Source organism: Amycolatopsis sp. NPDC051128 (genome assembly GCF_040682715.1).
In the GTDB taxonomy this organism is placed as follows: domain Bacteria; phylum Actinomycetota; class Actinomycetes; order Mycobacteriales; family Pseudonocardiaceae; genus Amycolatopsis.
Window position 1 is genome coordinate 65,011 of the sequence record NZ_JBFBBN010000019.1, and the last position, 20,259, is coordinate 85,269.

The following is a 20,259-nucleotide window of genomic DNA, read 5'->3' on the forward strand; positions in this document are numbered from 1 at the left end:
TCAGCCGCCCAGTTCGCGCCGGCGGTCGCGGTAGGAGTCGCGCAGCTCCCGCCGCCGGTCCCGGTCATGGAGGTGGCGATCCCGGCGGTCGCGGTGGCGCTGGTCGTGGTCCCAGTCGTGGCCCCACATCGACTTGCCGAACACGGTCAGCCCGATCGGGACGAAGATGATCGGCCAAGCCAGCGTTCCGGTGGCGATCAGCGCGATCGCGGCGATGAAGGCCAGCGGCACGATCGCGGCGAGGAACCGCTGCGGGCCGGTCCAGCCCTCCGGCGTTCCCGGCTGCCGCGGCGCCGGCGCGGTCTCCTGCGCGGGCTCGGGAGCCGCGACGGCCTGGGGAGCGTCGTCGTACCGGGGGTGCGGCGCGGGCAGGTCCGTGAAGATCTCGACGAGTTCGCCGCGCGTCTTGGCCGCGGTGATCCGCGCGGAGCGCTCGCCGTACTCTTCGATGTCGATCCGCCCCGCGGTCATGTGCTCACCGAGCGCGGACAGTGCGGACTCGCGGTTCTGGTCGCTGATCCGCAGCTGCGGAGACGGGACTTCGGTCACGTGGTCGATGGTAGGCCGACTCGGGGCCGGCCCACCACGACATCTGTAACGAACTGTCCTACTTGATCTCGAGAAGCTGCGTGCCCTGCGTCACCGCGGCGCCCACCTCGACCGAAAGGCCGGTGACGGTGCCCGCTTTGTGCGCGGTCACCGGGTTCTCCATCTTCATCGCCTCGAGGACGACGATCAGCTCACCCGCTTCGACCGTCTGGCCCTCTTCGACGGCCACCTTCACGATGGTGCCCTGCATCGGCGCCGTGACGGCGTCGCCGCTCACCGACGCTTTGCCGCCGCCGGCACGCTTACGCGGCTTCGCCTTGACGGCAGTGCCGCCCCCGCCGCCCCCGCCTTCGAGCGCGAACCCGCCTGGCAGCGACACTTCCAGGCGTCGTCCACCGACCTCGACCACGACGTTCTGCCGCGGTTCCTCGTCGGCGGCCTCGAGGTCCGGCGCCACGAACGGCTCGATCCGGTTGTCGAACTCCGTCTCGATCCAGCGGGTGTGCACGCTGAAGCCGGTTTCGTCCCCGACGAACGCGGGGTCGTTCACGATCACGCGGTCGAACGGCAGCACCGTCGCCATGCCCTCGACGACCATCTCGTCCAGCGCGCGACGGCTGCGCTCGAGGGCGTTGTTCCGGTCCGACCCGGTGACGATCAGCTTCGCCAGCATCGAGTCGAACTGCCCGCCGATCACGCTGCCCGATTCGACGCCGGAGTCGACGCGCACGCCCGGCCCGCTCGGCGCGACGAACTTCGTCACCGTGCCCGGCGCGGGCAGGAAGCCGCGGCCGGCGTCCTCGCCGTTGATGCGGAACTCGATCGAGTGGCCGCGCGGCTCGGGGTCTTCGGTGATCCGCAGCTTCTCGCCGCGCGCGATGCGGAACATCTCGCGGACGAGGTCGATGCCGGTGGTCTCTTCGGAAACCGGGTGCTCGACCTGCAGCCGGGTGTTGACCTCGAGGAAGGAGATGGTGCCGTCGACGGCCACGAGGTACTCGACCGTGCCGGCGCCGTAGTACCCGGCCTCCTTGCAGATGGCCTTCGCGGACTCGTGGATGCGCTTGCGCTGCTCGTCGTTCAGGAACGGCGCGGGCGCCTCTTCGACGAGCTTCTGGTGACGGCGCTGCAGCGAGCAGTCGCGGGTGCCGACGACGATCGCGGTGCCGTGCATGTCGGCCAGCACCTGCGCCTCGACATGCCGCGGCTTGTCCAGGTAGCGCTCGACGAAGCACTCGCCGCGCCCGAAGGCGGCGACGGCCTCGCGCGTGGCCGATTCGAACAGTTCGGGGATCTCTTCGCGGGTGCGCGCGACCTTGAGGCCGCGGCCGCCGCCGCCGAACGCGGCCTTGATGGCGACCGGCAGGCCGTGCTCGTCGGCGAACGCGACGATCTCGCTCGCGTCCTTGACCGGTTCCTTGGTGCCCGGCACCAGCGGCGCGCCCGCGCGCATGGCGATGTGGCGGGCGGTGACCTTGTCGCCGAGGTCGCGGATGGCCTGCGGGCTCGGCCCGATCCAGGTGAGCCCGGCGTCGAGGACGGCCTGGGCGAAGTCCGCGTTCTCGGAAAGGAAGCCGTAGCCCGGGTGCACGGAGTCGGCACCCGACCGCTTGGCGGCGTCGAGCAGCTTGTCGAAGTTGAGGTAGCTCTCGGCGGCCGTCGAGCCGCCGAGCGCGAAGGCTTCGTCGGCCAGGCGCACGTGGGGTGCGTCGCGATCCGGGCCGGCATACACCGCGACGCTGGTGAGCCCAGCGTCCTTGGCGGCTCTGATCACGCGTACCGCGATTTCGCCCCGGTTGGCGACCAGGATCTTGGTCACCGGACCACCCGTGGATTCGCCGACCTGCTCGGCCACCCCGCACCTCCTGCGTCCGACAGCTGCATTGCTGACCGCCTGCGCGGCATCTCGGAAGTCTACGGATATGACGTCGCGAGTCTCTGGAGTGAGAGCTGAACCACGCTCAGATGTGCGCCGGGCGGTAGCGCAGCTCTTCGGGCAGCGGCGAGTCGAGCACGATCACGTCGTACGGGTTCGCCGAATGGACCTTGGGCAGGTGCTCCGTGTTCACCAGCACCCACGGCTGGTGCTCGCCGCAGCACTCGATCAGCCGGTCCAGCGCGGTGAACGCGACCAGCGCGGTGCGGCCGTCCGGGGTGCGGCGCAGCTCGATCGACGCGCCTTCGGCTTCGACGTTCACCGGGCCGGTCGGCAGGTACAGGGCGGAGGGAAGGTTCGGGTTCGTCACCCGGACAACATAGACGGACACGCTCTGCGACGCCTCCTTTGGAGGGGTCGCGGGGGCGAAGCCCCGGGGTCGCACCCCGGGGGATTTCAGCCACACCGCGACGGGGCGCCGCCCACGCACGGTCGCGAAGCGGCTTACGCTCTGGCTTATGCGGACTACGGCGGTGCGGACGCCTCGGTCGGCGCTGCTCACCGCGGTGCTGGCCACGGTGGTGACCGTCGGCGCGATCGGCGCGGTGTTCCTGCTGCGGCCGCGCCCGCAGGCGCCGTCCGGCACGGCCGAACCCGCGGCCGGGCCGGTGACGTCCGTGGTGACCTGCGGTGGCGATCCGTGCCGCCGGCTCGCGGCGGTGACCGTCGGCGGGACACCGGTGGTGCTGCTCACCGACGCGGCGGGTGGTTCGGCGCAGCTGCGCGTCGGGCCCGAGCCGGGGACGGTGTTCGAGCTGTCGGTCGCCCAGCTGGACGTTCGGCTGGACCAGAACTCGCTGCGCTGCATCGACGGCGCGGCCCCGGCGTGCCTGGTCCGCGGCGACGTCGGCGACGGCGGCTCGGCCGCGTACGGCGAGCTGCTGGTGGCCGGCGGGGGAGTGTGGCGCGACGCGGGCAAGCCGTACTACTCGGACGCCGGGACGCTGTCGCTCTACGACGTCACGGCCGACGGCCGCCCCGACGTGATCGTGGTCCGCCACGACTGCCAGGGCGCGGCGTCCGGCACCCCCAAGTGCGAGGCGGCGCCGGTGCTGGGCGAGGTGTACGACCTGGCGGGCAAGTCGGTGGGCTGCACGCGGCGGGTGACGTCGCCGTCGGACCTCCGCGGCTGGCCGGACATCCGCCTGACCCGCGCCGACCTCCGCGCCTGCCCCACCTCCTGAACCGAACTCGGAGCTTTCGCCGTGAAAGTGATGTGGAGGACCAGCCTCCGGAACACTTTCACGGCGAAAGTGACGCTCAGGCGGGGGCGGGTTCCGCGTGGCGGGCCGCCGAGCCGTCGTCGGTGTGCGCCGGGCGGTCCGTCGGGGCGTTGAGGACCTCGTCGTCGAGGAGGCCTTCGCCGCGCGCCACGATCGTCGGGACCACGATCTGGCCGGCCACGTTCGTCGCCGTGCGGATCATGTCCATGATCGGGTTGACCGAGTAGATCAGCGCCAGGCCGACCGCCACCTGCTTGGCGTCGAGGCCGATGAACGACGTCGTCAGCGTGAACGCCGTCAGCCAGCCCGTGGTGCCGGCCGTCGCCAGCGCGCCGACCACCGCCACGACCACGATGCCGGCGTACTGCCAGAAGTTCAGCGACACCCCGGCCAGGTTCGCCACGAAGATCGCCGCGATCGCCGGGAACACCGCCGCGCAGCCGTCCATCTTCGTCGCGCTGCCGAGCGGGGTCGCGAAGGCCGCGTACGCCGGCTGGACGCCGAGGTTCACCGCGGACTGGCGGGTCAGCGGCAGCGTCGCGGCCGAGGACTGCGACGCGAACGCGAACTGGATCGCCGTGCCCGCCTTGGCGAAGAACTTCAGCGGGCTGACCTTCGCCACGAACCGCAGCAGGATCGGGTAGACGACGAACAGCACGATCAGGCAGCCGACGTACACCGCGAGCGTGGTGGAGAACAGCGGCCGGAACAACGCGTCGCCGTAGTTGGCGACGGCCGCGCCGATCAGGCCGATGATGCCGATCGGGGCCAGCCGGACGATCCAGCCGAGGTACCGCTGGATGATTTCGAAGACGCTCGTCGTGAAGTCCACGAACGGCTTCGCCTTGTCACCGAGGCTGTACGCGGCCGCGCCGATGACCAGCGCGAGGAACAGCACCTGCAGCGTCTCGCCGTCGGCGAACGCCTTCACGAAGTTCTCCGGCAGCAGCCCGTTCACGAAGGCGCTCCACGAACCCCAGTGGTCGACGCTGGCGGCTGCTTTGTCCGCGTTCTTCGCGGTCGCCGTGACGCCACCGAGCCCGCCGGACCCGGGGTCGAAGATCCGGCCGACGGCGATGCCGATCAGCGACGCGACGAACGACGTGATCGCGAACCACAGCACCGTCTTGCCGCCCAGGCGCGCGGCGGTGCGGCCGCCGCCGAGCCCGCGGAGGCTGTTGATGCCGACCACGATCGCCGTGAAGACCAGCGGGATCACCGCGATCTGCAGCAGCGTGGTGAAGATGGTGCCGATCTGGTCGAGGAGGTCGGTCAGCCAGCCGGCTTCGGTCTGCCGCGCGACGACGCCGAGGAGGGCGCCGACGACGAGCGAGCCGAGGACCGCGGCCGCGAACACCCGCGGTTTGGTGTAGGTCCGGACGAAAGACACGGGGCGACTCCGGTGCTCGAAAATTTCTGGTCTTGCCTCGTGAAGAGAACGTTAGGCAAGGGAGCACTCTTCCGGATCACCCGTTCGTGTGGTGCCTTTCTCAGGATCCGGGACGCCGCCAGAGATCCACGACACTCACGCCGACCTCGCCGAGCAGCCGGCGCGTCAGCGGCAGGCTGATGCCGATGACGCTGGTGTGGCCGCCGTCGAGACCTTCGACGAACCAGCCGCCCAGGCCGTCGATCGTGAACCCGCCGGCCACCCCCAGCGGCTCGCCGCTGGCGACGTAGGCGTCGATCTCCCGCACGCTCGGCGTGCCGAACCGGACGGTGGTCGACTCCCAGCCGGACGTCTCCTTCGCGCGCGTCCCGCCGTCGAGCCGGACGACCGCGTGTCCGGTGAGGAGTTCACCGGATGTTCCCGCCATCGCGGCCCATCGGCGCCGCGCGATGTCCGGATCGCCCGGTTTGCCGACCATCCGCCCGCCGATGTTCAGCATCGAGTCGCAGGCGACGACGACGGCGTCCGGATGCGCGGCGGCGACCTGGTCGAGGACCGCTTCGGCCTTGGCCGTGGCCAAGGCGGTGACCAGCTCCGAGGGCGACGGATCGGTGAGCGAAGCGGCGACGGCGTCTTCGTCGACGCCGGAGACGAAGACGGCCGGGTCGACGCCCGCGGACCGCAGGAGGGCGAGGCGGGCGGGGGACTGGGAGGCGAGGACGAACTGCACTCCCGGAACGTACCCGGCCGCCCGTCGTGACCGAATTGTGACCGGCGTCACTGTGGGGGCGAGCTATTTTGTTGTGGCTCGCAACATATGGGTCCCCTGGACTTTCGGAGAGAACCAATGCCGCTCCTCCGCACCACGAGATCACTGCGAACCGCCGTCCTGGCCGGTCTCCTCCTCTCGGGCACGGCCCTCGTGCCCGTGGCGTCCGCGGCCACGACGCCGCTGTACAAGAACCCGCACGCTCCAGTGTCCTCGCGCGTCAAGGACCTGATGGCCCGGATGACCCTCGACGACAAGATCGGGCAGATGACCGAGGGCGAGCGCGGGGCCACGACGCCCGCCCAGGCCGCCGCCGCCCGGCTCGGCTCCGTCCTCTCCGGCGGCGGCTCCACGCCGACGCCGAACACGCCGGCCGGATGGGCGGACATGATCGACGCCTACCAGCGGGCGGCGACGTCCACCGGCCTCGGCATCCCGATCATCTACGGCGCCGACGCCGTGCACGGCCACAACAACGTCCACGGCGCCACGGTCTTCCCGCACAACATCGGCCTTGGCGCGGCGAACGACGCGCGGCTGGTCGAGAAGATCGGCGCGGTCACCGCCGCCGAAACCGCCGCCACCGGCGTCAAGTGGGCCTTCGCGCCCTGCCTGTGCGTCGCCCGCGACGACCGCTGGGGCCGCACGTACGAGTCCTACGGCGAGATCCCCCGCAACGCCGTCGAGAACTCCGTGATCGTCCAGGGCCTGCAGGGCCGCGAACTCGACGGCAAGACGTCGGTCCTGGCCACCGCCAAGCACTTCATCGGCGACGGCGGCACCACCGGCGGCGTCGACCAGGGTGACACCCGGATCAGCCTCGAGGAGCTGCGGCGGATCCACCTGCCGCCGTTCCGCGCCGCGGTCGACCGCGGCGTCGGCTCGGTGATGATCAGCTTCAACAGCTGGAACGGCGCCAAGGACCACGGGAACAAGTTCCTCATCACCGACCTGCTGAAGGGCGAACTGCGCTTCTCCGGCTTCGTGATCTCGGACTGGAACGGCATCGACCAGATCGACGGCCAGCCGGGATTCACCGCGGCCGAGGTCAGCCAGGCCGCCAACGCCGGGCTCGACATGTTCATGGTCCCCAACGACTACCAGAAGTTCATCGACACCCTGCGCGCGGAAGTCCTCAATGGACACGTCCCGATGTCGCGCATCGACGACGCCAACCGGCGGATCCTCACCAAGAAGTTCGAGCTCGGCCTGTTCGAGCACCCGTACACCGACCGCTCGCCGCAGAAGGACTTCGGTAGCGCGGCCCACCGCGCCGTGGCGCGGCAGGCGGTGCGCGAGTCGCAGGTGCTGCTGAAGAACGACGGCGTGCTGCCGCTGGCCAAGAAGAACACCAAGATCTTCGTGGCCGGGAAGAACGCGGACGACATGGGCAACCAGGCGGGCGGCTGGACGCTCACCTGGCAGGGCCAGAGCGGTACGCGCGTCATCCCGGGCACGACGATCCTCGACGGCATCAAAGCCGGTGCCGGGAAGGGCACGGAGGTGACCTATGACCGTGCGGGTGACGGAATCAGCTCCGCCTACGACGTCGTGGTCGCCGTGGTGGGCGAAACGCCGTACGCCGAGGGGCAGGGCGACCGGCCGAACGGACTCGGCCTCGACGCCGAAGACCTCGCCCTCCTCGGCAAACTGAAGGCGTCGGGCGTGCCGCTGGTCGTGGTGACGGTGTCCGGGCGGCCGCTGGACATCTCGGCGCAGCTGCCGTCGATCGACGGCCTGGTGGCGGCTTGGCTGCCGGGTTCCGAGGGCGCGGGCGTCGCGGACGTCCTCTACGGCGACTACAACCCGACCGGAAAGCTGAGCTTCACCTGGCCGAAGAGCTCGGCCCAGGAACCGATCAACGTCGGTGACGGGAAGCAGGCGCTGTTCCCCTACGGGTACGGCCTGTCCTACCGCCGCCACTAGGACCACCGCTCCCGCGGTCCGTGCAGGCCTCCGCTCCGGCACCCGGCATCCGGAGCGGAGGCCCACACGTGTTTCAGGCCGCGGCGGCTTCGGGAGCCGGCGCCGGGTTTTCCCAGCGGGGCTTCACCCGCCGCATGACCGCGGCCGAAACCACGCCCAGCAGCAGGACCACCATCGGCAGCAGTATCGTGACGCGGGCGGCGTCCGTCAATCCACTGTGGACGGCCTCGGTGGCGAGTTTTCCGGCCTGCGCGGCGATCTCGGACGGCAGTCCCGGAATCGGCGCCGGCCCGCCGGCCGAGCCGAACTCACCCGTGCTCGCCGCGGCCTTCGCGATCCCCTCCGCGAACGGCGCCCGGTACTGCTCGGGCAGCTGCGAGGCCGCCTTCGTCGCTTCGTCGGCGATGGACGCGCTGATCCGCGCCTGCAGCAGCACGCCGATCGCCGCGCTGCCGAGCACGCCGCCCACTTGGCGCGCGGTGTTGAAGATGCCCGATGCGGTGCCGGCCAGCCGCGGCTCGACCGACCCCATCGTCAGGTTGCTCATCGGCGAGAAGATGCAGCCGATGCCGAGCCCGCACACCAGCAGCGCCGGGACCAAGCTCCACGGGCTGCTCGTTGGCGACGCCTGCAGCGCGATGATCCCCAGCCCGGCCGCGAGCGCGGCCAGGCCGAACATCACCAGGTACTTGCCGTTCATCTTGTCCGACGCGTGCCCGACGAACGGCGCCACGATCCCCGCCAGCAGTGACATCGGCGCGGTGAGCAGGCCCGCCATGGTCGGGGTCAGCCCGAGCACCGACTGGATGTAGATGACCAGCGGCAGGAACATGCCGGTCATCGCGAAGCCGACCGTGGCGGCGGTGAGTGTCCCGGCGGAGAAGTTCCGGTTCGAGAACACCTGCAGCGGCAACAGCGGCTCGCGCTTGTTGAAGCGCTGCCACAGCACGAAAGCCGCCAGCAGCACCACGCCGGCGCCGATGATCTCGAACACGGTGATGCCGCCGAAGACCGTGCCCCAGTCGTACTGCTGGCCGTTCTGGACGCCGAACACGATGCAGAGCAGCGCCGCGCTCGAGAGCAGGATCCCCAGCAGGTCGAACGAGTGCGAGTGCTTCGGCTGCCAGTCCGGCACCAGGAGCAGGGTGAGCACGATGGCGACCACGCCGATCGGCACGTTGACGAAGAAGATCCACTCCCAGCCGAGGTGGTCCACCAGCACGCCGCCGAGCAGCGGGCCGGCGATCGTCGCCAGCCCGGCGACGCCGCCCCACATGCCCATCGCCGGGCCGCGTTTGGCCGGCGGGAACAGGTGCGTGATGAACGCGAGCGTCTGCGGCGTCATCAGCGCGGCGCCGAGCCCCTGCACGGCCCGCGCGGCGATGAGCATCTCGGCGTTGCCGGACAGGCCGCACCACAGCGACGCGCCGGTGAACACGACGAGTCCGGCGAGGAACACGCGCTTCGGGCCGAAGCGGTCGCCGAGCCGGCTGGTGAACAGCATCGGCACGGCGTAGGTGAGCAGGTAGACGCTGATCACCCAGACGATCGAGTTCAGTCCGGTGTTCAGCTCGCGCAGCATGGTCGGGATCGCGATCGACACGATCGTCGTGTCGAGCAGGATCATGAAGAAGCCGAGGCACAGCGCGCCCAGCGCGGCCCACGGGTTAGCTTGTCTTGCGTTCATCGTCGTCTTCCCTGGTGATGAGCGTCAGGTGGGGTTCTTCGCAGTCCTGGAACGGGATCCGTCCGGAGCGCAGGTCGTCGAGGAGCCGCTCGGTCCACTCGAGCTCGAACTTCCGGTGGTCGCACTTGTAGCGCCAGTCCAGCCAGTAGATCGGCGGTGTCTGGTCCTCGGCCAGCCGCTGCAGCACCGCCTCGTCCCCGGCCACCGCGGCGCGCAGCCGGGTGATCCGGTGCTCGAGTTCGATCAACGAAGCTTCGCGCCCCAGTTCGTCGATCACCCCGAGCCCGGACAGGTAGGCGGGGAACTCCGTGGCGAGGTCGCCGAGCAGTTCGCGGCCGCGTTGGGTGAACTCGTCCAGCCCGGTCTGCGTCATGCCGTAGACGGTCCGTTCGGGCCGCCTTCCGTCACGCTGGGTGTCGACGACCTCGATGAAGCCGTCGCGGTGCAGGCGCTCCACGGTGTGGTAGAGCGAGCCTGCCTTCACGTTGACCCTCATGTTGACGTACCGCTCACGCATGAGCTGGTTCATCTCGTACGGGTGCATGGGCTTCTCGTGAAGCAGCTCCAGCACGGCGATGCCGAGCGGTGTCAGCTTGGCCGAAGCCATGACGTGATCCCTCCATATCGGTTATTCCACGTGGACTATACGACATGGACTATCGCATGGTCTACGCCCACTTCCGTGACGGTCCGCGCACGCCCCGCGAACTCAAGTAGTTCGTGCTAAGAACTATGTATGCTAAGTTCGTAACACGAACTAAAACTGGGAGGAATCATGGTGCACTTCGGTATCGGTGTGTCCACGGCGGTGACCGCTGTCCCCGACACCCTGAAGCTGGCCGGCCAAGCCGACCGCGGCGGGCTCGACCTCATCACGGTGTCCGATCACCCCTACCACGCCGACCGCCTCGACGCGTACGCCGAGATCGGTGTCCTGCTCGGGCGGACCGAACGGATCTCGGGCCTGGTCAGCGTGACCAACCTGCCGACGCGGCACGCGTCGATGCTCGCCCGCACCGTCACGTCGCTGTCCGCGCTCACCGGCGGCCGGATCGTGCTCGGCATGGGCGTCGGCGGGCTCTGGGACGACATCGCCCGGCTCGGCTTCACCAAGCTGACGCCGGGACAAGCCGTCCGCGCGTTCGAGGAGGGGATCCGGCTGGTGAAGCTGCTCGGCGGGGGCGGTGAGCCGGTCACCTTCGACGGCGAGTTCCACCGGGTCACCGATCTGGAACCCGCGCACGAACCGATGCCGCCGGTGTGGACCGGCTCGGTCGGGCCGAAGTCGCTCGCCGTCACCGGCCGTGTCGCCGACGGGTGGATGCCCGGCCACGCCGCCGACTGGCTCAGCGAGCGCTACCGCACGTCGCGTCCGGTGATCGACAAGGCCGCGGTGGACGCGGGCCGCGACCCCGCCGACATCGCCACCGTCTACAACTTCCCCGGCCGGATCACCGCGGAGCCGCTGCGCGCCACCCGCGCCGACGACGGCCGCTGGATCGGCGGCTCGCCGGACCAGTGGATCGAGGAGCTGACCGGCGCGGTGCTGGAGCACGGCGCCGCCGGGTTCGTGCTGTTCGGGCCCGGCGGCAGCACGCCAGACGAGACCGCCACCGCGCGCTGGGCCGAGGAGATCGTGCCCGCCGTGCGGCAGGCGGTCGCGAAGTAGGCTGTCGGGATGGGGAAGAGCGGGGAGGATCTCGGCGTGGTGGCCGGGCTCGTGCGGGCGTCGTTCCTGGTGAACGCGGTCTACGCCGAGTCGGCCCGCGAGTACGGGCTCACCGTGCAGCAGGGGCAGCTGCTGTGCGTTCTGATGGCGCGGCCGTACGGCATGGGCGGGCTCGGCGCGACGCTCGGGCTGGAGAAGTCCAGCCTCACCGGCCTGGTCGACCGCGCGGTCCGGCGCGGGCTCGTGCGCCGCGAGCCCGACCCGGACGACCGCCGGGCCGTCCACGTGGTCCTGACCGACGAAGGCCGCGAACTGGCGGAGGACTTCTACGCGGCGACGTGCCGCCGCGTCGACGAGCTGGCCGCGGGCCTGAGCACCCCGGCCCGCGACCGGCTCGCGGCGCTGCTCGGGCAGGTCGTGCGCGAAAACGAGGTCCCGACGGTCTTCCTGGACACGGTTCAGCGCTGAAGTAGGTCAGTGCGGGAGACCTGAAGCGCGCCAAGCACCTTCACCGGGGTGAAGCGGCTTTCGCAGCGAAGCTGCGTGATCGCCCCACCACGACGTACGCGGCTTCGGCTTCTCCGGCGCCTTCGCGGCCGACGCCGCGGCGACGATCGCCGTCAGCGCCGCCAGTTCGGCGTCGCTCGGATTCCCTCGGACCACCCTCAGCAGGGGCCTCTGCTCGCTCGCGGCCGCACTCATAGGGGGATGTTCCCATGCTTCTTGGGCGGCAGCGATTCACGCTTGTTGCGCAGCAGCGAAAGCGCCCGCGCGACGTGCCCGCGGGTGTGCGCCGGCACGATCACCGAGTCGACGTATCCCCGCTCGGCGGCCGCGTACGGGTTCAGCAGCGTGTCCTCGTACTCCTGGATCAGCTCGGCCCGGAGCGCGTCGACATCGCGACCCTCGTTGGCCGCGTTGGCCAGCGTCTTGCGGTGGACGATGTTCGCCGCGCCCTGGGCGCCCATCACCGCGACCTGCGCGGTCGGCCAGGCGAGGTTGATGTCGGCGCCGAGGTGCTTGGAGCCCATGACGTCGTACGCGCCGCCGTACGCCTTGCGCGTGATGACGGTGACCAGCGGGACCGTCGCCTCCGCGTAGGCGTAGATCAGCTTCGCGCCGCGGCGGATGATGCCGTTCCACTCCTGGTCGGTGCCCGGGAGGAAGCCGGGGACGTCGACGAAGGTGAGCACCGGGATGTTGAACGCGTCGCAGGTGCGCACGAACCGCGCGGCCTTCTCGGACGCGTCGATGTCGAGGCAGCCGGCGAACTGCGTCGGCTGGTTGGCGACGACCCCGACGCTCTGGCCGTCGACGCGGCCGAAACCGACGATGATGTTCGGCGCGAACAGCTCGTGGACCTCGAGGAACTCGCCGTCGTCGACGACGCGGTTGATCACCTCGTGCATGTCGTACGGCGTGTTCGGGGAGTCCGGGATGAGCGTGTCGAGCTCGCGGTCGGAGTCGGTGACGTCGTCGAAGAACCCGGCAGGGCTGTCTGACGGCTCGAACACCGGCGCGTCGGACAGGTTGTTCTGCGGCAGGTAGGAGAGCAGTTCCTTGACGTAGGCGATGGCGTCTTCGTCGTCGGAACCGAGGTAGTGCGCGACGCCGGACTTCGTGTTGTGGGTGCGGCCGCCGCCGAGCTCCTCGAAGGTGACGTCCTCGCCGGTGACCGTCTTGACGACGTCCGGCCCGGTGATGAACATCTGCGAGGTCTCGTCGACCATCACGACGAAGTCGGTGAGCGCGGGGGAGTAGACGTGCCCGCCCGCGTTCGCGCCCATGATCAGCGAAATCTGCGGGATCACGCCGGACGCCTTGACGTTGCGGTTGAAGATCTCGCCGTACAGGCCGAGCGACACGACGCCTTCCTGGATGCGCGCGCCGCCGCCCTCGTTGATGCCGATGATCGGCCGGCCGGTCTTGATCGCCAGGTCCATCACCTTGACGATCTTCTCGCCGTACACCTCGCCGAGGCTGCCGCCGAAGACCGTGACGTCCTGGCTGAACACGCAGACCGGGCGGCCGTCGACGGTGCCGTAGCCGGTGACGACACCGTCGCCGTACGGGCGGTTCTTCTCCTGGCCGAAGTTGGTCGAGCGGTGCCGGGCCAGCTCGTCGAGCTCGACGAACGAGTTCTCGTCGAGCAGCAGCTCGATCCGCTCGCGCGCGGTCTTCTTGCCCTTGGCGTGCTGCTTCTCCACCGCCCGGGCCGAACCCGCGTGCACCGCCTCGTCGTAACGGCGATACAGGTCGGCCAGCTTGCCGGCCGTGGTGTGGATGTCCGGTTCATCCTCGGGCGGCGTCCCGAGCGGCTCCGTCGCACTGCTCATGCCACGGGAGCTTAGCTACTTGCCGGTCACTTGGCGTGTGGCGTAGGCAACGTCCATGGACTTCCCATCGAGCCGGGCACTGGCCCCCGCCGACCTGCCTGCCTGCTCCGACCTGGCCGAATCCCGGTCGTGGCCGCGCGAGCCGGCGAAGTGGACGCTGCTGTGCGACGTCGGGAGGGTGTTCGGGGTGGCCGCGCCGGACGGTTCCGGGCTGGCGGCTTGTGCCGCGCTGGTGCCGTTCGGCTCGGTCGCCTCGATCTCGATGGTGCTGGTCGCGCCCCGGTACGAACGCCGGGGGCTGGGCAGAGCGATCACGTCGCAAGCGCTTGCGGCGGCGGGCGACCGGGTGGTCTGGCTGCACGCTTCGAAGTACGGCCGGCCGCTGTACGAGTCGATGGGCTTCGTGGCCGACGGCGGGTGCCAGGGCCACGTCGGCACATTCGACGACGACGGCGGGCCGGGGGCTTCACGCGGGTCGCTGTCCGACGTCTTCGCGCTGGATCTCGCGGCTCATGGCGTGGACCGGCGGCCGCTGCTGGAACGGCTGGGGACGCCGTATGTGGTGGAGGGCGGCTTCGCGTTCGGGACGGACATCGGCCACGTGACGGTGATCGGCCCGGTCGTCGCCCGGTCGGAGGAAGCGGCGAAGGCGCTGATCCGCGGGGTGGCGCGGTCGGTCACGGGCGAGGTCCGCGTGGACCCGGACTTCCGGTTCCCCGGTCTCGTCGGCTGGGTGCGCGAGCGAGGGTTGGTCCCGTCGGCCCCGGCGCCACGGCTGGTCCTGCACGGCCGTCCGCTGCCCGGTGATCCCTCGATGAGGTTCGCGCCGTTCACGCGGGCGATGTAGGGCGCACCAGGCCGGATTCGTAGGCCGCGATCACCAGCTGCGCCCGGTCCCTCGCCGCGAGCTTGTGCAGCAGCCGGCCGATGTGGGTCTTCACCGTCGCGATCCCCAGGTGGAGCCGCGCCGCGATCTCGTCGTTCGACAGGCCCCTCGCGATCAGGGACAGCACCTCCTGCTCGCGCGCCGTCACCCCGGTCAGCCGGGTCACCGGGCCCGACGGCAGCCGCGCGAACTCCGCCACCAGCCGCCGCGTCACCGACGGCGCCAGCAGCGCGTCCCCGCTCGCCACGATCTCGATCGCCGACAGCAGGTCCGCCGGGCGGGTGTCCTTGAGCAGGAAGCCGCTCGCGCCCGCGCGCAGCGCCGCGTAGACGTACTCGTCGAGGTCGAACGTCGTGAGCATCAGCACCCGGACATCCGTCTCGGCGCAGATCCGGCGGGTCGCCTCGATGCCGTCCATCTCCGGCATCCGGACGTCCATGAGCACGACGTCCGGCTCCTCGCGCCGGGTCAACGCGACCGCTTCGACGCCGTCGGACGCTTCGCCGACCACGGTCAGCCCGGGCGCGCTGTCGACCAGCACCCGGAAGCTCCCGCGCAGCAGCGCCTGGTCGTCGGCGATCAGGACGCGGGTCATCGGGCCACCGCCGTTTCGTAGGGCAGCCGCGCGAACACCCGGAAGCCGGGCCGGGCCGGGGCCGCGGTGAACTCGCCGCCGTAGACGGCGACGCGTTCGCGCATGCCGATCAGTCCGTGGCCGGGGACGGCTTCGCCGCCGCGGCCGTCGTCGAGCACCTCGATGCTCACTTCGCCGTCGCCGCCGGTGACCCGGATCCGGCAGGTCGTCGCGGCCGCGTGCTTGACCACATTGGTCAGTGCCTCCTGCACGATCCGGTACACCGACTGGCCGACGCCGCTCGGCAGCTCGTCGAGGCCGTCGACGGCGAGGTCGACGGCCGGGCCGGCCTGCTCCGCGCGTTCGGCGAGCGCGCGCAGGTCGTCGAGCGTCGGGGCGGGGGCCAGCGCCGGGACGCCGGTGCCGTCCCGCAGAACTCCCAGCATCCGCCGCAGTTCGGCCAGCGTCTCGCGGCTGGTGTCTTCGATGACGCGCAACGCGTCGCGCGCCTGGTCGGGTTGTTCGAGGGCGACGTGGTTGCCGACCGCCGCCTTCACCGCGATCAGGCTCATGCTGTGCGCGACGATGTCGTGCATCTCGCGCGCGATCCGCAGCCGTTCGGCCGAAACCGCTTGCCGCGCATGGTTTTCCCGCTCGATCGTTGCGTAGTCGCGCCGGCTGCGGACGGTGAGGCCGAGCACGAACCCGACGACCAGCGCCGACGCGCTGAAGTTCACCGTGAGCGCCGCGCTCGGGTTCGCCACCGCGAAGGCCAGCACGCCGAGCTCGAGCAGGCCCGCCGCGAGACCGATCTGGCCGATCCGGCTGCTCAGCCGGAGCACGACGAGGTAGAGCGCGCACCCCGCGCCCACCACGGCGACGCCGAACACCGGCCCGCCGATCGGGACGGCGGCCGCGGCCAGCACGAGGCTGAGCACGTAGCAGCCCAGCGGCCACCACCGGCGGAGCACGATCGGGACGACGCTCAGCAGGAGGATCGTCCAGCCGAGCCAGGCGGGCAGCCACGACGGCAGCGTCCAGGCGCCGGCGGCCAGGTTGCCGCCGGCGCCGATCGCCAGCACGATGGCCGCCAGCACGTCCAGCGCGACGCGAATTCGCATGACACGAACGTAATGCGGGCGCCGGCGCCGCGCGTCAACCCTGGGTCGGACGCTCCGCGTAGTGCTTCTTCACGGCCTCGACGCGGCCGGGCGGCCAGTCCGGCAGGGCGACGCCGTGGGTGGCGGCGAACAGCTTGTCGAGCTGTTCGTGCCGCTTGGCGAGCCGCGCCGGGACGTCGTTTCCGGCTGCCTCGGTGAACTCGACGCGGGTGCCTTCGAGGGCGTCGTGGGCCAGGTGCCAGCCGGGTTCGCCGGGCAGCAGCGCCCGGACCTCGTCGAGGGGTTTCCAGCCGAGGTCGCGGCGGAAGCGGATCGTGCCGTCCGCCAGGACCTCGCCGTCGCCGAGGCCGAACTCCTCCACATAGGACGCCATCCGGTCGTGCCACGTCTTCGGCTGCTCGAAGCCGCGGCCGTCGAGCAGCGCGTCGAGGGCGTCGAAGCAGACGTCCCAGCCGGCGGCGTTGCGGCCCGCGGCGAGCTTCGCGATCGCCGGGTCGCCGCGGCCGAAGGTGTGGGTGAACTCCAGGAGGCTGCCGTCGCCGTCGGCGGAGATCAGCCAGCGCAGGGTGTCGTCGTTCCAGACGAAGGCGAACTCGCGCGGCGGGTCGACGGTGAGGACGTGCCCGCTGGTCGTGGTGTCCTCGCCGGGGAAGGTGAACCGGATCGCGCCGCCGTTCCGCAGTTCGACGTCCACCTTCGCGGGGAACCAGTGCGCGAGCTCGCCCGGGTCCGTGATGGCGCGCCAGACCTTCTCGGGCGCGTGCTTCAGGCGGCGTTCCAGCCTGAGCACGGGGCGTTCGTCGACGGTCTGCAGCTTCGCGCGTCCGGACACGGCGTCCTCCCGTTGGGTTGCCTGTGCCGGTATATAACCACTGCGGAATATACGGGTCAAGCGCCGCGGACGGCGGCGGCCGCGGCGGCGAGCTCCGGGTCGCCAGCGGCCTTGTCGAGCGCGGTCCGCAGCACCGAGCAGTACGTCGGCTCGGTCTCGGCGTAGCGCTTGCGGCCGGCGTCGGTGATCACCGAGTAGACGCCGCGGCGGTCGTCCTCGCACAGATCGCGGATGGTCAGGCCGGCGTCTTCCAGACGGGCGCACATCCGGCTGACCGAGCTCTGGTTGAGTCCGATCGCGTCGGCGAGCTCCTGCATCCGCAGGCCGCCCTTCGGACCGGAAACCAGCTTGCCGAGCGCGCGGTACTCGGACAGGCCGAGTCCGTGGCGCCGTTGCAGGGCTTTCGCGAGTTCCTGCTCGATCCGGGCGTGCAGCACGAGCACTCGGCCCCAGGCCTGTTCGTCGACGGTCATCTTCGGGCCTCCTCTTGACGTCAGGATAGTCCGGGGACAGTATTTATATGTACATGCAAATATATGAGGGGACTCGGAGATGACGCGGAACTTCCTCTTCCTGGTCGGCGCGGCCCGGGCCGGCGGGAACACGGAGATGCTGGCCCGGCGGGCGGCCAAGGAGCTGCCCCGCGAACACGGGCAGCGGTGGATCCGGCTGCCGGAGGTGCCGCTGCCGCCGTTCGAGGACCGTCGCCACGGCGTCGGCGAGCACCCGGAGCCCGGCTCGAACGAACAGCTGCTGATGGACGCGACGTTCGCCGCGACGGACATCGTGATCGTGTCCCCGGTGTACTGGTATTCGGTGTCGGCGAGCGTGAAGCTCTACCTCGACTACTGGTCCGGCTGGATGCGCCTGCCGGTGGAGTTCAAGCCGCGGATGCGCGGCAAGACGCTGTGGGGCGTCAGCGTCCTGAGCGAGACGGCGCGGGAGGCCCAGCCGCTGATCGGCACCCTCGAACTCTGCGCGGAGTACCTCGGCATGAACTGGGCCGGGGTGCTGCTCGGCAACGGCAGCCGTCCTGGTGACGTGCTCCTGGACGCCGACGCGATGTCCGCCGCGCGGACGTTCTTCACCGGCGCGGACCTGGTCACCGCCTAGGTCAGGACGTCGTTCGCGAGCAGGCGCAGGCCGTGGGCCAGGTCGGCGCCCGACGGCGCGTGGTCCGGGTCGATCAGCCACTGGAGCATCACGCCCGAGAGCAGGGCCTGGTGCACGGTGCCGACGGCCCGGGCCGCGGCGCTGCCGTCGTCGAGGCCCTGGAACAGGTTCGCCAGCCCGTGCCGGGCCAGTTCGAGGCCGTTCGCCAGTTCGGCGCGGACGTTCTCGTCGAGATCCGGCTGGGAGTAGGCCTCGAAGGTCATCGCCCACATCCGCCGGTGCTCCGGGAACGACTCGATCACGCGGCGCCAGATCAGCTCGAAACGTTCGGCCGGCGACGCGTCGGGCGGCGTCTCGACCCGCAGGGTCTTCGCGAGCGCCTCGCCCCACTCCTCGTTCGCCTCGACCAGCGCGGCGTTGAGGAGCGCCTCGCGGGAGCCGAAGTGGTAGCCGATCGCGGCCATGCTCACGTTCGCCGCCGTGGCGAGGTCCCGCACCGTCGTGCGGGCGTAGCCCTTCTCGGTCAGACAGCGCTTCGCGCCCGCCAGCAATGCGTCCCGGTTGCCCATGTCCGAAGCCTAGCACTGCCTGGCGCGGACGCCTTAGGCGATCAATTTAGGCGATCGTCTTGCGCGATCGCCCAAATCAGGGTTACCGTTCCCGGCATGCAGAACAGACGAGTCCTCATCTCCGGCGCCAGCGTCGCCGGCCCCGCACTGGCCTTCTGGCTCCGTCGCCACGGCTTCGCGCCGACGGTCGTCGAACGCGCCCCTCGGCTGCGCGACGGCGGCTACGCGGTCGACTTCCGCGGCGCGTCCCTGCGGGTCCTCGACCGGATGGGCCTGCTCGGGCCGGTCGAAGCGGCCGCGACCCGCATGGGCGACGTGACCTATGTGGACGGTGCCGACCGGCCGCTGGTGGTCACGCCGTCGTCGTTCCAGAGCGGTGAGCTGGAGGTGCTGCGCGGCGACCTCGCGCGCATCCTCCACGACGCGACGAAGGACGGCGTCGAGTACGTCTTCGGCGACTCGATCACCGGCATCACCGAGCACGCCGACGGCGTCACGGTCACCTTCGAACACGGCGAGCCGCGCGAGTTCGACCTGGTCGTCGGCGCCGACGGGCTGCACTCGAACGTGCGCACGCTGGCCTTCGGCGACGAGTCCCGGTTTCGCCACGACCTCGGCTACTACGTCTCGATCTTCACCGTGCCGAACCACCTGGGGCTCGAGCACACCGGCCGGTTCTACAACGAGCCGAACCGCACCGTCGGCGTCTACAGCGCGCGGGACAACACCGAGGCCAAGGCGATGTTCTGGTTCGGCTCCGAGCCGCTCGGCTACGACCACCGCGACGTCGGGCAGCAGCGCCGGATCGTCGAGGAGAGGTTCGGCGACGTGGGCTGGGAGACGTCGACGCTGCTGAAGGCGATGCGCGAAGCGCCGGACTTCTACTTCGACTCGGCGAGCCAGATCAAGCTGGACTCGTACGCACGCGGGCGCGTCGCGCTGGTCGGCGACGCCGCGTACTGCGCCGCGCCGCTCTCGGGGATGGGAACGAGCTTGGCGATCGTCGGCGCGTACGTGCTCGCGGGCGAGCTCGCGGCCGCCGGCGGCGACCACGCGAGGGCGTTCGACGCCTACACCCGCGAGATGCGCGGCTTCGTCGACGCCTGCCAGAAACTGGCCGAGGGCAACGGGAAGTGGTTCGTCCCGCCGACCCGCGCGTGGCTGAGGATGCGCAACCTCAACTACCGCCTGCTGCCGTACCTGCCCTGGCGCAAGGTGATCGAGGAGATGCCGCTCAAGGCGGGCAACGCGATCACGCTGAAACCGTATGCGGTGGCGCCGGCGTGACGCCGCGGCGTTCCGCGATCCCGGTCATGTTCTCCTCGCCCCAGTCGCCCAGTGGCAGCAACGCCGTGTTCAGCCGCTGACCGAGTTCGGTCAGCGAATACTCGACCTTGGGCGGGACCTCGTGGAACACCTCGCGGTGCACGATCTCGTCCGCCTCCAGCTCCCGCAGGGCCTGGATCAGCATCTTCTCGCTGATCCCGGCCACCTTCCGCTTCAGCTCGCCGAACCGCAGCGGCTCGGCGTGCAGGGCCCAGAGGATCAGGGCCTTCCAGCGGCCGCCGATGACGTCGACGGCAGCGTCCAATCCGCAGCGGTACGTTCGAGGCTGCATCCAGGATCCTTACGTTTTGGTGGGTACCTGACTTATTAGTCGGTACTTGTCCAGTGTAAAG

22 protein-coding genes are annotated in these 20,259 nt (G+C 70.5%); 7 read left to right on the forward strand and 15 right to left on the reverse strand.

Features of this window, described 5'->3' with window-relative positions; genetic code table 11:
• The 3 genes from AB0M82_RS20815 to AB0M82_RS20825 all read right to left on the reverse strand — a co-directional run bounded on the left by AB0M82_RS20815 (position 1) and on the right by AB0M82_RS20825 (position 2,795).
• Complete coding sequence (locus AB0M82_RS20815) at positions 1-549, reverse strand: DUF1707 domain-containing protein (protein ID WP_364724061.1); 549 nt, start codon at positions 547-549, stop codon at positions 1-3.
• Positions 550-607: 58 nt separating this feature from the next.
• Positions 608-2,404: an acetyl/propionyl/methylcrotonyl-CoA carboxylase subunit alpha gene (locus tag AB0M82_RS20820; RefSeq protein WP_364724063.1), complete on the reverse strand. Its 1,797-nt coding sequence runs from the start codon at positions 2,402-2,404 to the stop codon at positions 608-610.
• 106 nt (positions 2,405-2,510) lie between these two features.
• Positions 2,511-2,795 carry an SAV_915 family protein gene (locus AB0M82_RS20825; RefSeq protein ID WP_364724066.1) on the reverse strand — a complete coding sequence of 95 codons (285 nt, stop codon included), beginning with the start codon at positions 2,793-2,795 and terminating at the stop codon, positions 2,511-2,513.
• Positions 2,796-2,943: 148 nt separating this feature from the next.
• On the opposite strand from AB0M82_RS20825, the gene AB0M82_RS20830 reads away from it, so the two are divergent.
• The gene (locus AB0M82_RS20830; RefSeq protein ID WP_364724069.1) at positions 2,944-3,669 is read left to right on the forward strand and encodes a hypothetical protein; all 726 of its coding nucleotides are present in this window, start codon (positions 2,944-2,946) and stop codon (positions 3,667-3,669) included.
• Between the two features lie 76 nt (positions 3,670-3,745).
• On the opposite strand, the gene AB0M82_RS20835 is transcribed toward AB0M82_RS20830, so the two are convergent.
• Together AB0M82_RS20835 and AB0M82_RS20840 are read right to left on the reverse strand one after the other, a co-directional pair.
• A complete protein-coding gene (locus AB0M82_RS20835; protein ID WP_364724071.1) occupies positions 3,746-5,098 on the reverse strand; it encodes a dicarboxylate/amino acid:cation symporter in 1,353 nt (450 codons plus the stop codon).
• Positions 5,099-5,198: 100 nt separating this feature from the next.
• Positions 5,199-5,828 carry a nucleoside triphosphate pyrophosphatase gene (locus AB0M82_RS20840; RefSeq protein WP_364724073.1) on the reverse strand — a complete coding sequence of 210 codons (630 nt, stop codon included), beginning with the start codon at positions 5,826-5,828 and terminating at the stop codon, positions 5,199-5,201.
• 117 nt (positions 5,829-5,945) lie between these two features.
• Between AB0M82_RS20840 and AB0M82_RS20845 the strand changes: the two genes are divergently transcribed.
• Positions 5,946-7,793 (forward strand): glycoside hydrolase family 3 N-terminal domain-containing protein, encoded by a 1,848-nt coding sequence (locus tag AB0M82_RS20845; RefSeq protein WP_364724076.1) that lies wholly within the window; start codon positions 5,946-5,948, stop codon positions 7,791-7,793.
• A gap of 73 nt (positions 7,794-7,866) precedes the next feature.
• On the opposite strand, the gene AB0M82_RS20850 is transcribed toward AB0M82_RS20845, so the two are convergent.
• Both AB0M82_RS20850 and AB0M82_RS20855 read right to left on the reverse strand, forming a co-directional pair.
• Entirely contained in the window at positions 7,867-9,480 is a 1,614-nt protein-coding gene (locus AB0M82_RS20850) for a DHA2 family efflux MFS transporter permease subunit (RefSeq protein ID WP_364724078.1), read from the reverse strand.
• Positions 9,461-10,087, reverse strand: a complete 627-nt coding sequence (locus AB0M82_RS20855; protein ID WP_364724080.1) for a helix-turn-helix transcriptional regulator — start codon at positions 10,085-10,087, stop codon at positions 9,461-9,463. Before AB0M82_RS20855 ends, AB0M82_RS20850 begins: the two co-directional genes overlap by 20 nt.
• A 168-nt stretch (positions 10,088-10,255) precedes the next feature.
• On the opposite strand from AB0M82_RS20855, the gene AB0M82_RS20860 reads away from it, so the two are divergent.
• Positions 10,256-11,149, forward strand: a complete 894-nt coding sequence (locus AB0M82_RS20860; protein WP_364724083.1) for an LLM class flavin-dependent oxidoreductase — start codon at positions 10,256-10,258, stop codon at positions 11,147-11,149.
• A 9-nt stretch (positions 11,150-11,158) separates the two neighbouring features.
• Positions 11,159-11,617, forward strand: coding sequence for a MarR family transcriptional regulator (locus AB0M82_RS20865; protein WP_364724086.1), 459 nt, complete (start codon positions 11,159-11,161; stop codon positions 11,615-11,617).
• Between the two features lie 6 nt (positions 11,618-11,623).
• On the opposite strand, the gene AB0M82_RS20870 is transcribed toward AB0M82_RS20865, so the two are convergent.
• Positions 11,624-11,851 carry an acyl-CoA carboxylase subunit epsilon gene (locus AB0M82_RS20870; protein WP_364724088.1) on the reverse strand — a complete coding sequence of 76 codons (228 nt, stop codon included), beginning with the start codon at positions 11,849-11,851 and terminating at the stop codon, positions 11,624-11,626.
• A complete protein-coding gene (locus tag AB0M82_RS20875) occupies positions 11,848-13,485 on the reverse strand; it encodes an acyl-CoA carboxylase subunit beta (RefSeq protein ID WP_364724091.1) in 1,638 nt (545 codons plus the stop codon). Before AB0M82_RS20875 ends, AB0M82_RS20870 begins: the two co-directional genes overlap by 4 nt.
• A gap of 55 nt (positions 13,486-13,540) precedes the next feature.
• On the opposite strand from AB0M82_RS20875, the gene AB0M82_RS20880 reads away from it, so the two are divergent.
• Positions 13,541-14,332 (forward strand): GNAT family N-acetyltransferase, encoded by a 792-nt coding sequence (locus AB0M82_RS20880; protein ID WP_364724093.1) that lies wholly within the window; start codon positions 13,541-13,543, stop codon positions 14,330-14,332.
• Here the strand turns inward: AB0M82_RS20880 and AB0M82_RS20885 are convergent.
• The 4 genes from AB0M82_RS20885 to AB0M82_RS20900 are packed head-to-tail and all read right to left on the reverse strand — an operon-like array spanning position 14,316 to position 17,371.
• The gene (locus AB0M82_RS20885) at positions 14,316-14,966 is read right to left on the reverse strand and encodes a response regulator transcription factor (protein WP_364724096.1); all 651 of its coding nucleotides are present in this window, start codon (positions 14,964-14,966) and stop codon (positions 14,316-14,318) included. The genes AB0M82_RS20880 and AB0M82_RS20885 overlap by 17 nt on opposite strands.
• Positions 14,963-16,066: a sensor histidine kinase gene (locus AB0M82_RS20890; protein WP_364724099.1), complete on the reverse strand. Its 1,104-nt coding sequence runs from the start codon at positions 16,064-16,066 to the stop codon at positions 14,963-14,965. Before AB0M82_RS20890 ends, AB0M82_RS20885 begins: the two co-directional genes overlap by 4 nt.
• A 34-nt stretch (positions 16,067-16,100) precedes the next feature.
• A complete protein-coding gene (locus AB0M82_RS20895) occupies positions 16,101-16,898 on the reverse strand; it encodes an SRPBCC family protein (RefSeq protein WP_364724102.1) in 798 nt (265 codons plus the stop codon).
• A 56-nt stretch (positions 16,899-16,954) separates the two neighbouring features.
• Complete coding sequence (locus tag AB0M82_RS20900; protein ID WP_364724105.1) at positions 16,955-17,371, reverse strand: MarR family transcriptional regulator; 417 nt, start codon at positions 17,369-17,371, stop codon at positions 16,955-16,957.
• Positions 17,372-17,450: 79 nt separating this feature from the next.
• Here AB0M82_RS20900 and AB0M82_RS20905 point away from each other — a divergent pair, with 79 nt between their 5' ends.
• Positions 17,451-18,011, forward strand: a complete 561-nt coding sequence (locus AB0M82_RS20905; RefSeq protein WP_364724108.1) for an NAD(P)H-dependent oxidoreductase — start codon at positions 17,451-17,453, stop codon at positions 18,009-18,011.
• On the opposite strand, the gene AB0M82_RS20910 is transcribed toward AB0M82_RS20905, so the two are convergent.
• Entirely contained in the window at positions 18,008-18,580 is a 573-nt protein-coding gene (locus AB0M82_RS20910; protein ID WP_364724110.1) for a TetR/AcrR family transcriptional regulator, read from the reverse strand. The two genes, AB0M82_RS20905 and AB0M82_RS20910, sit on opposite strands and share 4 nt — an antisense overlap.
• Positions 18,581-18,676: 96 nt before the next feature.
• Between AB0M82_RS20910 and AB0M82_RS20915 the strand changes: the two genes are divergently transcribed.
• Entirely contained in the window at positions 18,677-19,867 is a 1,191-nt protein-coding gene (locus AB0M82_RS20915; protein ID WP_364724113.1) for an FAD-dependent monooxygenase, read from the forward strand.
• Here AB0M82_RS20915 and AB0M82_RS20920 read toward each other — a convergent pair.
• Positions 19,833-20,198 carry a helix-turn-helix domain-containing protein gene (locus AB0M82_RS20920; protein WP_364724115.1) on the reverse strand — a complete coding sequence of 122 codons (366 nt, stop codon included), beginning with the start codon at positions 20,196-20,198 and terminating at the stop codon, positions 19,833-19,835. The genes AB0M82_RS20915 and AB0M82_RS20920 overlap by 35 nt on opposite strands.
• Positions 20,199-20,259 lie beyond the last annotated feature (61 nt).